Here is a 15,225-nt window from a genome sequence, read left to right as displayed (position 1 = left end):
TTTATCTATAATAAGCACAATAACAAATCATTAACGTAACGATTAATGTGAATATGCAATCGACCTCTTTCCAGATACAAGACATTAAGTACACCCAGCGTGAATTGCAAAAGATAGATTTTCATCAACATGACAATCTACTGATTCAGGTGTTTTCTTCTTTCGAGAAAGATTCGGTGTTGGCTGCCTGCCAAGTAATTCAGTCGACTTTCCCCAACGCCAAATTGATTGGTTGTAGCGCTAATCACTACATCAGCCAAGGTGTGATCCTGCATAAAGGTCTCTATGTTATTGTTACTCGCTTTGAGGTGACGTCTTACACTTGTGGTGTTGTCAAATATAGCGAGCAACCTCGACGGGATAGCCAAGCGATGTGGCAGCAGCTTGAATGTAATGCTGATACTCAAAGCATTATTTGTTTCGCCGATCGCTTGCAGATAAATAACCAAGATTTATTTTCAGCGTTTGAGCAGTCGATACATTCATTACCTATTTGTGGCGGTGCATCGACCATTACAGAGCATGGACGATGGGTGATGCTCGATGGTATTTGCTATGAAAATGCCTATGTCATGTTAGCGTTGCACAGTGTTGAACTCGCAATTACTAAGGGGTATTACTGCGAATGGAACCCCATTGGTCGTACCTTCCGAGTGACTGGTGCTCAAGATAATCGGCTAGCTGAATTGGACGGTATACCTGTCCGAGAAGTCTATAATCGTTACCTCGCTGACGGTCTCGAAATCCCTTTTGAGCAACTGTATAACTTCCCCTTGATGGTCGGTGAACCAAAAGACCAGAACACTCACTTACCGCTCAAGGTGACAGAGGGCGGAGAGATAGAATTCAGTGGGTCGTTTCAGGTTGGTGATGAGGTGCGGTTTTGTTATGACCACCCTTCATTGACCCTAGAGCAAATCCGATTGGGCGTTCAACAGATTGCTTCCCATAAACCAGAACAGTTTTTTATCTACAACTGTACCTCTCGCATTGATTTCATTGATGGCAACCAAGAGGTTGAGGTTTTCCAAGCATTAGCGGACACCTATGGCGTGTACTGCATGGGAGAGCTCTATCAAGATAATGGCCAGCAACGAATTTTGCATCATAGCCTCACTTATCTTGCGCTTAGGGAAGGTGAAGGCAAGGCGGTATTGCCATTAGAGACACAACCCGCGACCAATATTTCCCCTCTGTTTTCATTGATACGAAATGCTCTGCTTGATGTCGATGAGATGAACAACAGCATGGCGAGTAAGATTCAACAGCAAGCGACCGCATTGACCGCGAGCTACCGAATTGATCGCCGTACAGGTTTACCTAACCGAAGCGTACTGCGTGAAAAACTGTCAAAAATGAGTAGTGATAGTCATTTGTTGGCTTTGAAAGTCACCACATTTGGCCAAATCAATGAGAAGTATGGCTATCGAGTCGGTGACAAGCTTCTGCATGATTTAAGCGAGTATTTTCAAAAGGCGCTGTGGCAGTTCTTTGATGAGGGGTGTCAGCTCTATAGCATTGGTATTGGTGAGTGGGCGGTGGTGTTTGATAGTTGGGCCAGCCAAGAATACATTCATCAGCGTTTCTCTGAATTTTCAGATCAAACCGAGCATGTTAATTTTGAGCCGATGGGGCTACCCGATATCGATTATCTTTCGGTTTCAATCTGTGCGGGTGTCGCGAGTCGTCGAGACTTTCCTGAGACCTCGATTGATGACTTGTTACTGAAAGCGATTGAAGCTCGACGCAGTGCGGTGAGCCAAAATAAACATCTGGTGAGTGCCAAGACGTTAATTCAACTGGAGAAGCATCGCCAAGAGCAGCTTGGCTGGCTATCGTGTGTGAGCCGCGCAGTACTCAATCAAAATATTGTGGCGTGTTCCCAACCTATTGTATTGGCGCATAGCCATCAGGTAGAAAGCTATGAGTGCTTAGTTCGAATTGAAGAGGACGGTCAGTTGATTGCGCCGGGTAAGTTCTTGCCGATCATTGAGGGAACTCATCTCTATACGCGTTTAAGTCGTCAGATGATAACGCGTACCTTTGATTTTATGAGTCAGCGAACCGATTCGTTCTCAATTAACTTAGCACCCCAAGATTTTAGCAATGAGAAAACCATTCTTCACCTTGAGCAAGCTATCAAGAAAATCAGTCACCCACAGCGTATTGGCTTAGAAGTGTTAGAAACGGAACAAATTCAGGATTACGGTCGCTTGATCGAGGTGTGTAATCACTTCCGCGACCTTGGTGTGAATATTATTGTTGATGACTTTGGTTCTGGCTATTCGAACATTGATGAGATATTGAAGTTAGAACCACAAGTCATAAAGCTTGATGGTAGTTTAATTCGGAATATTGATAAAGATAAGAAACAGCGCAAGATCGCTCAGCAATTGGTGAGTTTATGTCAGATTCTGAATGCTAAGACGGTGGCTGAATTTGTTCATAACGAACAAGTGTGCCGTATTGCCGAAGACATGGGTGTCGATTACCTGCAAGGTTACTACTTTGGTCAGCCTCAACGCTTATTCTGATAGGGAGAGTAAAATCTCTTTTCAACGAACAGCTAGAGTGTGCGTTTCACGTGAAACACTAAATGGTTCAATAGATTAAAGTACTATGTAAAAAGGGTGAGCTCATGGCTCACCCTTTTTGCTTTTAGTATCTGTCCCGTCCTGAAATGTGCTTATTGCCTTCGCGTGCGCCTGCTTGGCCTATTTGAGGGCGTGGCCACATTTGTCGGCGTGGAATACTTTTAGATACTGTTGGTAGTAGTCATCAATGAGCTTGGCAGGTTCGCTTTCACCTAAAGATTTGAGCAATTCAATGCCCACTTCGCAAGTGCACAAATGGCCACTGTCTTGATTGCGGCGCAAGGTGTAAGAGGATTCGCTGGTGATGTCGAGATGAACTTGTGGGACTGCTTGTAACCACGAGCTCTTGTTAAGCATCTTCTTTGCTTCTTGCCATGTGCCATCCAAGATGATGAATAGCGGTTTACGATTCTGGGCTTGGGTCATCACAGCTTGCTGACACTCGATGCTTTGATCACTTGGGAATAAAAGAAACGGTTGTCGTGTTTCATCTTCAAGCAGTGCCATTAGCTTTGCTGGTGGTATTTTCCTTTGCCATACCAAGGACTGACACTGCTCAAGAGATTGCTGAAGCAGCTTTCCGGTGTTGGTGTCTCGCGACAGCTCATTCTCATGAGTCAATAGTACAAGATCGGTTTGGCTTTGAGCCGTCGGTATTAGGTGACAAACGCACTGGTGAGTGAAGCCACAATCAGGGCAAGCTTGTTGGTTACTCATGTTTACAGCTTCACTCCACTTTGTGCGGGTGAGATACTATCAGCAAACAAAATCACGTCGCTGATATCAGCATCATCTGCAACTGGAGCGACACTTGGGTTTAGCGGGTAGCTGACACCAGAGTAGGACAGTGTGTGTTTCGCAGGTGTTGCACCGCCGCCACTGACATTGAAGATCAAATCCTGCCATCCGTGGTTTTGCGATTTACCTAAGCGTATGTCGCCCTTAACCAGTGTCACTCGGCTATTGAAGCGCCAGTTATCTTGATGGTTTTCGAAAATCAGCAGTGTACAGCCACCAGAGCCACACCAATCGAGTTGGGCAAACAGCTCTTCTTTACCGTCACCGTTGAGGTCGTAGGTTAACCAGCGGTACTTGGTGTCGTCAGGTGAACTGTTGTTGATCTTAAAATACTCGCGGATCGCTTGGTCGACTTTTGGATCAAGTTGATCACTGGAGTTCACCTGTTTTGCGGTTAGATCAACATTAGCGGTGGTGTTTACTTGAGCTTGCGCACTCTTAGCTTCGAATAGCACTAGACCGCCATTGGCAATCGGATAGACCACGTTGCCCACTTTCTCTTTTTCAGCGGCGAGCTTACCGTTATCGAGCGTGAAGATGCGCTCAGAGATCAAGTACTGTTGCTGGTGGCGAGTCATAACCACTTGTACCTGATTTTGGTTCAGTTGCTGCCAGAAGCCCTGTTCAACAATAGAAGGGTCTCCATTGCTGTACGAGTATGTCGTAATGGCGCTGTGGTCATCGTTGAGCTCAAGGTTGATAGAGAATCCAGTATTCTGCGTTGAGCTCGCGAAGTAGAGCCCACTCCAGTCCAGCGTTGAGTCTTGGTTAGAGACCGTTGCACAGCCATTATAGTTACTGTCATTGAGGTTAAGCTTGGCATGCCATCCATAGATAGAATCACTCATGCCGTCGCTACAGCTCTCTTTCGTAAGGTTGAGTTTGCCTTGCGCTGTTTTACCTTCTAATTGGTAATCACGACTGCTTGGTGTAGTGCGGCTGGATTCAATATCCAGGAGCTGTGGTTGTTCGCCCATCTTGGTGTATTTGAGCTGGTCTTTATCGAAGGTTGCTGACCAGAAGGGTTCATTACCGAATACTCGTGTTGAACACAGTGGTTGGTCACAACGATTAGGGTTTTCTGCGGTTAGGATATTCACTTGTTCAACCACGAAACGCGCCGTGAAATCTGCGTTATACCCGGTTTGGCTCGGCACGGTTAGATGACCAATCAGCTCGCCGTATAAGGCTTGGTAAGGTCTCGTTGAGAGCCCTTGTGTTTCTAATGCGAGTTCTGGCGTTAAATCTAACCAGTATTGTTGTTGGCTACCGCAAGGGGTGAAGGTTCGGCTTTCATGGCCAACCACAACTTGACCACGCATGATGAAGGTTTGCGGTTGAATGCTCAGTGGCTCATCCAAGGTTGCTGGTGGTAGTTCTGGCTTTTGGGGGGCATCTGGCGCTGTGACACAGCCTTGTAGAGTGAATGCGACTAGCCATGTCACTGGGTTTTTCATTACCTTCATGTTATATCTTCCTCGGAGCAACCGTTAATTGGATTTATTATGGCATATTGGTTATTTAAAACAGAACCCGACACCTTTTCTATTCAGACTCTGAGAGTACAAACAACCTCTTGTTGGGAGGGTGTACGCAACTATCAGGCTCGAAACATGATGCGTGATGACGTCAAGCTTGGAGACTTGGTGATGATATACCATTCATCATGTAAAAAAGTTGGTGTTGCGGGGATCGCGAAAGTAACCAGAGAAGCCTATCCAGACCACTTTCAGTTCGACCCAGAGAGTGATTACTACGATCCTAAGTCTTCACCTGATAACCCGCGCTGGATAATGGTTGATGTTGAGTTTGTGCGAGTGACTGAGCGCTTGATTCCTTTGGCAACGCTTAAAGCCATGCCTGAACTGTCAGAAATGCCACTGGTTAAACGGGGCAACCGATTATCGATCATGCCGGTTACCGAACAAGAGTGGCAGGCAATATTAAGCAAAGAAATACTGGGTTCTCGATAGCGTTAGAGAGAGCTTTTTACGTAAGGTTCAAAAAAGGCAGCCAGTTGGCTGCCTTTTTATTTATTCAGATCTCTTCGACGAGACGAGATTAGAGCAGGTGCTTTTCTAGATAGTGAGCAACGGCGTCGTCTGCGTTGCTGCCAATCACTTCATTATCTGGTAGAGCTTTCATCACTTTTTCATGTGATGTGCCCATGATTAGACCTTTACCCGCCATCGCCAGCATCTCTGCGTCATTCATGCCATCACCAAAGGCAACACAGTTATCCAGTGTCAGGTTCAATGATTTCGCAACAGCGTCTAAGGCGTGGCCTTTAGATACTTCAGCGGCCATCACTTCTAAACACCAAGGTGTTGAGAAGGCGATGTTCAGTTTGTCTCCAAACGCATCTTTTAGCTTTTGCTCAAACGTAACAAGATATTCATGATCTTGTTCTGGGTGTGTGAAGAAGACCTTAGCAATGCCATCGCTTGGGGCATTATCAGCTTCAAATCGCTTGTAGCTAAAGCCAGACTCACTATGGAACTTGGCGAGCATTTCGTCTTCACGGTCGAGTAGCCAATCTTCATTCTGGTACATATGAATAAAGATATTTAGATCTTGGCGAACAATATCAATAACTGGTTGAACTAATTCCTGAGGTACGTCCTGGCTATACATCAGTTGATCGTTCTGGTCGTGCACGCGAGCACCGTTTGACGTGATCATGTATGCCGGAATCCCTGAGATTTGACGAATCCCTGCTACGTCGACGTGATGGCGACCCGTAGCGAAGATAAAGGTGTAACCTTGATCGTGTAACTTCTTAAGCGTTAGTTTGGTAAAGTCGCTTAGCTGATGGTTGGGAGCCAAAAGCGTACCATCTAAATCAGAAGCAACAATTTTCACGGAATCTTTAAGTGCAGGAATAGTCATTTAACCCTCATTGCAAAATGCTTAGCAAATATCAATACTAGCCGACGCTAGCATCGTTTTAACTACAATATCTCTAGGTGGAAATTGTATGCCAATTTCATGCAAGAAAAGAGGGCAAAGCTCACTTACTTCTCTTCCTCTTTAGTGCTTATCTTCTTGGTCGGTTACTCAGCTTATTAGCTTATTAGCTTATTAGCTTATTAGATCTAGGCAAAAAACTGATTGATAGCATCCAGTGTGTGATTACGGTATTTATCTTGCTCAAACAGCACCTCATGCCTAGAACCCTCAATCAATTTAAACTGGCAATCAGAGTTGGTTTTCTTCAGTTTAGATATGAACTTCACTTGAGCTCTGTTACTGACAATTTTCTCTTCTCCAGCCTGAATCAACAGCAGCGGAATCTTGATCTGACGAGTTTGTTGGATAGCCTGTTTAGCTGCCATTAATCCTTGCCATACCCAGCGCGTGCTTGGCCCACCCACTTGCAATGATGGAGATTCGTCATACAAACGACGGAACCACTGGTAACGAACTTTACTGTGACTTAGTAAGTTGTTTTCGAAAGGCTTCGAGTAATACGCTTGTTGACCAGGAGCATAAACAGGCTTGGCATGGTAAGCGGTGAGCACTTGTCCAACTATCATCGCGATAGGTTTCAAGTACCATTCAGTATTGATCCCAAACATCGGAGCGCACAGAGTGACTTTGTCAAACGGGTGGTTGGGATGAGTTTGCAAGTAGCGAGTGGCGATTGTACTGCCCATCGAATGTGCGAGCAGGTAGCGATTGGAATACTTGCTAAGATCAAAACTGGCAATAATGTCAGACATATCTGATACGTAATCATCAAACTCGTGAATGTGACCAATGTCAGAGTCTGTTACCATACGTTCCGACTGACCTTGACCTTGGTGGTCAAATGAATAAACGTCATAACCTTGCTGATAGAAATCATAAAAGAGCTCTTGGTATTTTAAGCAGCATTCGATGCGACCATTTGAAATAACAATAGCTTTGGTGTGTGTCGGAGACGTTAAGCTACACCAGTACAATCTTTTTTTACCAGATGATGTGATATAACCATCCTTTCGTTGTTGCCAAAGGGTGGAGATCGGGTGTTTAATCGCTTGCTCGAACTCAGGTTCTTGCGTGTATGAAAACAGGGTGGCACTGTGGTTTTCCATGGGAAATTACCTGAACTGATGCATGTGAGAGCGTCATCGCTACTAATGTTGTTAGATTAAAGAACTAGTAAGGAAATGCAAATGGATACTCATGTTTGGCTTGCTTATGTCGTCACGGCGATTTTGTTTAGTTTGGCACCGGGCTCAGGTACCGTTAACTCAATCAGCAATGGGCTCAGCTATGGAACCAAGAAGTCACTTGCGTCGATCGTAGGCTTACAGCTCGGTCTTGCATTTCATATTATGCTGGTGGGAGCGGGTATTGGTGCACTAGTGGCAAAATCCGCCTTGGCATTTACCATCATCAAATGGGTGGGCGTGGTTTATCTTCTATGGTTAGGCATTCAAAAGTGGCGTGATAACTCTAGCTTGGTGGCTTCAGAAGAAAAATCAACGCTATCGAGTGGCAAGCTGCTAAGAAATGCAGTGCTTATCAATTTGACTAACCCAAAATCTATCGTGTTCTTAGTTGCTCTGTTTCCGCAATTTATCGATCCGACACAACCGCAAGCACCGCAGTTGTTGGTGCTTGGAGTGACCACTGTATTTATTGATAGCGTGGTTATGTTGGGTTACACCTCATTAGCTTCACAAATGGGACGTTTTATTCGCTCAGATCGCATAATGGGTAAGATAAATAAAATATTTGGTGGTATGTTCATGGGCTGCGGCGCTTTGCTGGCTGCCGCCAAAGCTTAATGAAAGTAATAGAGTTATAGTTAAATCAATTAGAGTTATCAATAAATGACCGCTACGTACGTTGCTCGACAACCTATCTTAAACCGTAACAAGAACACGCTTGGTTATGAGCTGCTGTTTCGTGACGGTGATAGGAATGCCTACCCCGCGCATATTGAGTCTAATCGAGCAACGTATCGCCTGATCGTTGAAAACTTCTTGTCAGTTGGGCTTAACCCTTCGATCCCATCTTCACGCTGCTTTATTAATTTTCCGTATCAAAGCTTGATTCGTCGTCTTCCAATGAGCTTACCGAAAGATAAGGTCGTGGTTGAGATTCTTGAAACCTGCCAACCGACCGATGAGCTATTAGAGGTAATCAAAGAGCTCTATCAAGCAGGGTATATGATTGCCCTAGATGATTTTACTTCGACACCTGAGTGGGAACGTTTCCTTCAATATACGCATATTGTTAAGCTTGATATCATGCAGATGGGTTTGGATGCGGCGTGTGAGTTAGTCAAAAAGAACGAAGGGAAGAAGTATAGTTTTCTTGCTGAGCGGGTTGAAACGGAACAAGAGTTCCAACAAGCGAAAGAAGCAGGGTTTAAGTTTTTCCAAGGCTATTTCTTTAGTAAGCCCGAAATCATAAAGACTAAGTATATTAGCCCAGAGCAAGTGATAGCGATGGAGCTATTCCAAGAGGTCTGTAAGCCGGATGTCGACTTCCAACGTGTTGAAAGCATCGTCGCGAAAGATATTGCCTTATCCTATAAGCTTCTGCGTTTTGTGAACACTATGTCACCCCGCCTTGAGGTCACCATCTCTTCATTTCGTCAGGCCTTGGTTTATTTAGGGCAAGAGAAACTGAAAATGTTTGTCTCGCTAGCAGTAGCGTCTTATGTCTCTGACAAAAAGCCCAAAGAGCTGTATGGCCTGTCTTTGCAGCGTGCGCAGTTTTGCCAACGGATGTCTCGTTACCAAGTATTTAAAGGGCATACTGAACAAGCCTTTATGATTGGTTTGTTCTCATTGCTTGATGCGTTGCTCGATCTGTCGTTAGAGAACTTAATTGAACAATTACCGCTATGCACAAGTATTAAGGTCGCCTTGCTGCGCAGAGAAGGTCCATATGGCGCATTATTAGCGCTTGAAGAAAGTTTCGAACATGCTGATTGGCAAAAGATTGATGATCACTGTGCTGATTTAGGGTTGAACGTGGAACAAGTGAAAACAGAACTAACTGAAGCCCGACGCTGGAGCCATATTGTTACCAACAAACTCTGATACTTTTCGTTAAACTATTATGACAATGAAAACGCACGCCTTGACGTGCGTTTTTTTATAACTAAGATATATGCATGTCCATATATGAGTATGTAGCCATGCTTCCTCACCAATTTTTTAAATTACTGTCTGATGAAACGCGAGTGCGTTGCTTAATGATGATCGTGCGCCAAGAGTGCCTATCTGTTGGTGAGTTGACTCAGGCATTACAAGAAAGTCAGCCAAAGATTTCCCGCCATCTTGCGCAGTTGCGTTCAAACGGAATTTTAACTGACGTTCGCCAAGGGCAGTGGGTGTTCTACCGTCTGTCACAAGATTTACCGGGTTGGATGCTAAAGTTAATTGATGACCTTATCGCATCGAACTGTTTGAAAACTGAATACCAACAGGACATTGAGCGCCTAGAAGCCATGACTTCACGCCCTCAATGTTGCGTTTAATTTAATGTTTTTAGATTCACCACTAACTGAGAGAACACAATGACAGTTAAAGTAGGTATTAATGGTTTTGGCCGTATCGGCCGTCTAGCACTTCGCGCAGCATTCGATTGGGCTGATCTAGAATTTGTTCAAATTAACGATGTTGCTGGCGATACAGCGACACTGGCTCACCTTCTCGAGTTCGATTCAGTTCAAGGTCGTTGGAACCACGAAGTCGCTGTTGAAGGCGACGAGATGATCATCAACGATCAACGCATCAAAACCACCAAAGAGCGCGACATCGATGCGATCGATTGGTCTGACTGTGATGTGGTGATTGAAGCGACGGGTGTTCACCGTAAGACATCTTTCCTAAACAAATACCTTGAGCAAGGCGTGAAGCGCGTTGTGGTATCGGCACCAGTGAAAGAAGAAGGCATTGCAAACATCGTTGTCGGTGTGAACGATAATATCTTCGACCCAGCTGTACACAAAATCGTAACGGCAGCGTCTTGTACTACCAACTGTCTCGCGCCAGTGGTTAAAGTGATCAACGAGAAGCTGGGTATTGAAAATGCAGCCTTCACTACTATTCACGATCTAACCAATACGCAAACTATTCTTGATGCGCCCCATAAAGACTTACGCCGTGCACGTGCATGTGGCATGAGCCTTATCCCGACAACAACGGGCAGTGCTAAAGCGATTGTTGAGATCTTCCCAGAGCTTGAAAACCGCATCAATGGCCACGCGGTTCGTGTACCTCTAGCGAACGCTTCTCTGACTGACATCATCTTCGAAGTGAAGCAAGACACAACAGCAGAAGAAGTTAACGCGATGCTGAAAGAAGCGTCTGAGAATGAACTGAAAGGCATCCTTGGTTTTGAAGATCGTCCACTGGTTTCTATCGATTACAAAGGCGACCAACGTTCAACGATCGTAGATGCACTATCAACCATGTTAGTTGGTAAGCGCATGGTTAAGATCTACGCTTGGTACGATAATGAAATGGGCTACGCAACGCGCACAGCTGAGTTAGCACGCACAGTCGGCCTTGCTTAATACTCTTAATACTCTTAATACTTGAAGCTGCAAGCGTTGTTAACTGCGTAAGTTCACTGGAGCACCGGCCGCCCTAATCACATAGAACCCCTATGCTCATAGGGCGGAACTTCATTCCTTTGTAGGGAAAAGGTTGCCTAGCTGCAACTCCAATTATTTTGAGTATCGGTCTATATATAAAAGAATTTTAAGAGATTGATGACGATGACAAATTCTCAAGTACACCCAACATGGCAACTAGATCTAGAGCAAGGTGCGTTAGTGCTTACTCCGTGCCCAGGCACTAAGGAAGCTGACTTAGATGCATCTCTAGCGCAGCTTAAAGTGCAAGGCGTAGAAGCGATTGTGACAGCTTTAGACAGTGAAGAACTGGCAAGCAAGAATGTTTCTGAGCTAGGTGAGAAAGCGCAAGCATTAGGTATGCAATGGTTCGAAATCGAAATCGAAGACGATTGTGCACCGGGTGCTGATTTTGCTGCAAAATGGCAAGCAGCGAGCCCTGCACTACACCAAGTCGTGGATAACGGTGGCAAGGTAGCGATGCACTGCATGGGCGGTTCTGGTCGCACTGGCTTATTGGCTGCACACCTGCTGCTAGAGAAGAGTTGGGATCTGAGCAAAATTGTTCAAGAGGTGCAGGAACTGCGTCCGGGCGCATTCACTAAAGCCATTCAGGTTGAATACATTAATGGCGTAGCGAACGGCTAATAAACCATTGTTGTTATACAAGGGGCTTTTGGTATCTGGAGTGTTGAACTTATCATGATCCAAAAGCTCTTTTTGTTTAGATTGCAGAGATAGCTTTATGTTTTCAAATCTAAGTAAGAGCGTTCGCCAATACATGCTGGTGACCTTCAATTACTGGAACTTCACCATTACTGACGGTGCACTTCGTATGCTGGTGGTTCTGTATTTCTACGACCTTGGTTACAGTTCGTTAGAGATCGCCTCACTGTTCCTTTTTTATGAATTCTTTGGTGTGGTGACTAACCTAATTGGTGGTTGGTTAGGGGCGCGTCTTGGCCTCAATAAGACTATGAACATCGGCTTAGGGATGCAAGTTGTCGCCTTGGGCATGCTCGCTGTGCCAGCCGCAATGTTGACCATTCCTTGGGTAATGGCGGCGCAGGCCTTGTCTGGTATCGCTAAAGACCTCAATAAGATGAGTGCTAAAAGCTCGATTAAAACCTTAGTCCCGGATGAGCAGCAAGGTGCGCTTTATAAGTGGATTGCGATTCTAACCGGATCTAAGAATGCACTGAAAGGTGCCGGGTTCTTTATCGGTGGCTTACTGCTTTCGACGATTGGTTTCCAATACGCAGTGCTAGCGATGGCTGCTGTGTTGGCATTGGTGTTTGTTGGCAGTTTGGTAAGCTTAGAAGCAGGCATGGGCAAAGCGAAAACTAAACCTAAGTTTAAACAAATCTTCTCTAAGTCTGAATCCATCAATATCTTGTCGGCTGCGCGTATGTTCCTATTTGGTGCTCGTGATGTGTGGTTTGTGATTGCTTTGCCGATTTATCTAGGCAGTGTGTTTGGTTGGGACCACTCATGGGTGGGTGGTTTCTTAGCGGCTTGGACCATCGCATATGGTTTTGTGCAGGGTATTGCGCCTAAGATTACCGGTAAAGCGCAAGGCAAGGTGCCTGATGGTCATGCAGCGCTGTTGTGGGCGGGTGCATTGGCTATTGTGACTGCCGGTATTGCCTATGCGGTGCAAATTGGCTGGCAACCAGAGCTAGTTATCATCGGTGGTTTGATGGTATTTGGTGCCATCTTTGCGGTGAACTCATCACTTCACTCATATTTGATTGTGAGCTATGCGAAAGGCGATGGGGTGTCTCTTGATGTCGGTTTCTACTACATGGCGAACGCGATGGGTCGCTTGATTGGCACGATATTGTCGGGCTTGGTATTCCAAATAGCCGGTTTGTCTGCGTGTCTGTGGGTATCTTTTGCGTTCTTAGCGATAACGACGGTGATCTCTCTGCGTTTACCTAAAGTGTCGCAAATCTCAGCGGCATAAGCTTCAGCCGCATGAGCCTCATTTGTAAGAGTGAAAGTCGCATAAGCTTAAGTCGAATAACCTAGAGCCGAATGAGTTAAATTCGCGATAAGTACCTCCTTTAACACTAAGCTGACTTGGTATTTATTCCGGTCAGCTTTTTTATTGCTATAGTAGAATGATTGAATATTAATCAGGCATTTACATGAAGCAGCGAATTCTCTTTTTTGATTTAGCACGATGTGTCGCGGCCATAGCTGTTATCGCGATTCATGTTTTGGCGCCTTATCGCAATGAATTAAGCAATATTCCTTTCGGTGAGTGGCTGACCGCCATTACGGTGAATGGTTTCAGCCGCTGGGCAGTACCGGTGTTCATCTTGATTACTGGTGCATTGATGCTGAGTGATCAGCGCCCGTTTGACGCTAAATACTACCTCAAGCGCCGTCTGGGTAAGGTGCTGATCCCATTTATTGTTTGGTCGCTTTTCTATACCTACCTATCAGGTTGGTCGCTAATGGGTTTTGATGCCGACGTCAGTTGGGAGGTTTTGCTTAATAGTTATCACCACTATACCTACTATCACCTTGGTTTCTTCTATTACTTTATCCCACTCTACTTTGTGATTCCTTTTTTACAGATCATGGTCAGAAAGTACGGTGATAGATCTGTCTATGCCTTTACGGCGGTATGGTTGTTCACAACGTTATTGTTCTTATTGAAAATCGATGGCCCTTGGAGTCACGAATTGTGGTTGTACACCGGGTACTTACCGTTGGGTTACCTGCTGTATAAGATTGTTCCACTTAACAAGATGACTGTCGGCGTGAGTGTGTTACTTGGTGGGTTAGCGTTACTGACCACGGTTTACATGGTGGTTGACGCAAGTTTGGTAGCAGAAGAGTACACGGTAGGGCGTTGGTTATCTTACAAGACGTTGAACACCGTATTGGCGGCGAGCATGGTATTCATGGTGTGCCGTTATTATGGTGAAGGCTTGTCTGAGAAGAGTAATCAAGTGGTTGGTTTTATCAGTAAACACAGCTTAGGTATTTATCTGCTGCACCCGATTTTCTTATGGCCAATGAAAGAGTTCGGTTGGTATCAAGGACATCCAGCTTGGGTTATTCCCCTATGGATCGTGATCAGCGGAGCTGGCGCGTTATGGATGAGCTGCTTGGTCTCTAAGTCAGATAAAACACGTTGGTTATTGCCTTAGCGGTGGGTGCTAAGGCTTTCTGATGGATTGCTTAGAAGATACAGTTGAAGTACCTAATGTTTAGCGCTTCAATGCAAAGTGTAAGAACTTATCGCCTTGGTAGGTTAAGGTTCCTTTGTCGCCAGGGTTCAGGGCGTGGAAGTAGTGGATTCCGACTTGGAATTCTCGTTTTGGACCAACCACACCACGTTGAACGTAAATCCAATACTCTTGATCTTCTTGGCCTGGTTCTGCATCAGGAAGGTCGATGGATTGTTTGTCTAATACAGTGACGTTCACTTTCTTTTCTGGCGCATTTTCACCTTGTGAGTGCTTTCGATAGAAACCAAGAAATACCCAAGCCGCTAGACCGGCGAGTGCAAAGATGGCAAAAAAGAGTGAATTAGGCATGTAACCTCCATGTAGTCGTGATGGTTATTCTAATCTTTCAAGCAATAGGGATATGTGTTTCAAGCCGTTATTCGTGAACTGTTGTAAGCCAAGCTGATTATTTTTCGGCAGACATCACATTTAGAGGCCAGTTTGGGATAAAGCATTGTTATTTATTGTCTCTTTCTCTCGTAAATAACAGTGATTTTGTATAAGAATAGGGAAATGCTCGACTAGAATTATAGTGTGGAGTGGGAGGGCTAATATGACCGATATTGAAAAAGTGGTGACAAGAACTCGTAATATAGAGAAATTATTGAGGCTTCAATATCATGCCGAAGGCGAAGGATTGCATGAGCTTGTGTCAAGCTGTGAAGAAAGGCTACCGCACGATATGGTGAGTAAGCTGCGTTATATCGCAACGTGTCGTAATAAGGTAGTCAATGAGCATGAGGCTAAGTTGGAAGACCAACATAAGTTCATCATGATGTGTAACGACTGTGAGAAGGAGTTGACTCCACGTAGTGGTCGTTTTATTTGGCGAGTTGCAATCTTACTGATGATGGCAATGACTTTAGCTGCCGCTGGTTTCTATTATGCGAACTGGGATGTGTTAACACTGCATCTGTTTTCGAAGTAAAAAAATTGAACAAAAAAGGGACGCTAATGGCGTCCCTTTTTTTATCTGTAACTTGCTTAGTACATCATCGGTAGTGTC

Annotated in this window: 15 protein-coding genes; 10 read left to right on the top strand and 5 right to left on the bottom strand. The window is 45.0% G+C overall.

Annotated features, from left to right (window positions below; all coding sequences use genetic code 11):
• Nucleotides 1-53 precede the first annotated feature (53 nt).
• Nucleotides 54-2,534, top strand: a complete 2,481-nt coding sequence (locus tag Q5H80_RS13870) for an EAL domain-containing protein (protein WP_304565775.1) — start codon at nucleotides 54-56, stop codon at nucleotides 2,532-2,534.
• A 180-nt stretch (nucleotides 2,535-2,714) separates the two neighbouring features.
• On the opposite strand, the gene Q5H80_RS13865 is transcribed toward Q5H80_RS13870, so the two are convergent.
• On the bottom strand, nucleotides 2,715-3,311 hold the full coding sequence (locus Q5H80_RS13865; RefSeq protein WP_304565774.1) for a tRNA-uridine aminocarboxypropyltransferase: 597 nt from the start codon (nucleotides 3,309-3,311) through the stop codon (nucleotides 2,715-2,717).
• A gap of 2 nt (nucleotides 3,312-3,313) precedes the next feature.
• Nucleotides 3,314-4,858, bottom strand: a complete 1,545-nt coding sequence (locus Q5H80_RS13860) for a COG3650 family protein (protein WP_304565772.1) — start codon at nucleotides 4,856-4,858, stop codon at nucleotides 3,314-3,316.
• 39 nt (nucleotides 4,859-4,897) lie between these two features.
• On the opposite strand from Q5H80_RS13860, the gene Q5H80_RS13855 reads away from it, so the two are divergent.
• A complete protein-coding gene (locus Q5H80_RS13855; RefSeq protein WP_304565771.1) occupies nucleotides 4,898-5,365 on the top strand; it encodes an EVE domain-containing protein in 468 nt (155 codons plus the stop codon).
• A gap of 88 nt (nucleotides 5,366-5,453) precedes the next feature.
• On the opposite strand, the gene Q5H80_RS13850 is transcribed toward Q5H80_RS13855, so the two are convergent.
• Entirely contained in the window at nucleotides 5,454-6,281 is an 828-nt protein-coding gene (locus Q5H80_RS13850; RefSeq protein WP_304565769.1) for a Cof-type HAD-IIB family hydrolase, read from the bottom strand.
• Between the two features lie 206 nt (nucleotides 6,282-6,487).
• The gene (locus Q5H80_RS13845) at nucleotides 6,488-7,468 is read right to left on the bottom strand and encodes an alpha/beta fold hydrolase (protein ID WP_304565768.1); all 981 of its coding nucleotides are present in this window, start codon (nucleotides 7,466-7,468) and stop codon (nucleotides 6,488-6,490) included.
• Nucleotides 7,469-7,549: 81 nt separating this feature from the next.
• Here Q5H80_RS13845 and rhtB point away from each other — a divergent pair, with 81 nt between their 5' ends.
• The 7 genes from rhtB to Q5H80_RS13810 all read left to right on the top strand — a co-directional run bounded on the left by rhtB (nucleotide 7,550) and on the right by Q5H80_RS13810 (nucleotide 14,138).
• Entirely contained in the window at nucleotides 7,550-8,167 is a 618-nt protein-coding gene (gene rhtB, locus Q5H80_RS13840; RefSeq protein WP_029223014.1) for a homoserine/homoserine lactone efflux protein, read from the top strand.
• A gap of 45 nt (nucleotides 8,168-8,212) precedes the next feature.
• Nucleotides 8,213-9,433: an EAL and HDOD domain-containing protein gene (locus tag Q5H80_RS13835; RefSeq protein ID WP_304565764.1), complete on the top strand. Its 1,221-nt coding sequence runs from the start codon at nucleotides 8,213-8,215 to the stop codon at nucleotides 9,431-9,433.
• Between the two features lie 98 nt (nucleotides 9,434-9,531).
• Nucleotides 9,532-9,873: a metalloregulator ArsR/SmtB family transcription factor gene (locus tag Q5H80_RS13830; protein ID WP_304569423.1), complete on the top strand. Its 342-nt coding sequence runs from the start codon at nucleotides 9,532-9,534 to the stop codon at nucleotides 9,871-9,873.
• 39 nt (nucleotides 9,874-9,912) lie between these two features.
• Nucleotides 9,913-10,914: an ArsJ-associated glyceraldehyde-3-phosphate dehydrogenase gene (locus Q5H80_RS13825; protein WP_304565762.1), complete on the top strand. Its 1,002-nt coding sequence runs from the start codon at nucleotides 9,913-9,915 to the stop codon at nucleotides 10,912-10,914.
• Nucleotides 10,915-11,112: 198 nt separating this feature from the next.
• Nucleotides 11,113-11,622 (top strand): cyclin-dependent kinase inhibitor 3 family protein, encoded by a 510-nt coding sequence (locus tag Q5H80_RS13820; RefSeq protein WP_304565760.1) that lies wholly within the window; start codon nucleotides 11,113-11,115, stop codon nucleotides 11,620-11,622.
• Nucleotides 11,623-11,719: 97 nt separating this feature from the next.
• Nucleotides 11,720-12,940: an organoarsenical effux MFS transporter ArsJ gene (gene arsJ / locus Q5H80_RS13815; protein WP_304565758.1), complete on the top strand. Its 1,221-nt coding sequence runs from the start codon at nucleotides 11,720-11,722 to the stop codon at nucleotides 12,938-12,940.
• 184 nt (nucleotides 12,941-13,124) lie between these two features.
• The gene (locus Q5H80_RS13810; protein ID WP_304565756.1) at nucleotides 13,125-14,138 is read left to right on the top strand and encodes an acyltransferase; all 1,014 of its coding nucleotides are present in this window, start codon (nucleotides 13,125-13,127) and stop codon (nucleotides 14,136-14,138) included.
• A 60-nt stretch (nucleotides 14,139-14,198) separates the two neighbouring features.
• Here the strand turns inward: Q5H80_RS13810 and Q5H80_RS13805 are convergent, their stop codons facing one another.
• Entirely contained in the window at nucleotides 14,199-14,528 is a 330-nt protein-coding gene (locus Q5H80_RS13805) for a DUF2500 domain-containing protein (RefSeq protein WP_009848228.1), read from the bottom strand.
• Between the two features lie 244 nt (nucleotides 14,529-14,772).
• On the opposite strand from Q5H80_RS13805, the gene Q5H80_RS13800 reads away from it, so the two are divergent.
• Nucleotides 14,773-15,147 (top strand): DUF4145 domain-containing protein, encoded by a 375-nt coding sequence (locus tag Q5H80_RS13800; RefSeq protein ID WP_304565752.1) that lies wholly within the window; start codon nucleotides 14,773-14,775, stop codon nucleotides 15,145-15,147.
• The last annotated feature ends 78 nt before the right edge of the window (nucleotides 15,148-15,225 follow it).

Origin of the sequence: Vibrio sp. SNU_ST1 (genome assembly GCF_030563405.1) — a bacterium.
Lineage (GTDB): Bacteria > Pseudomonadota > Gammaproteobacteria > Enterobacterales > Vibrionaceae > Vibrio.
The sequence above is the reverse complement of the archived record's forward strand: the minus strand, read 5'-3'. Positions and strand labels throughout refer to the sequence as shown.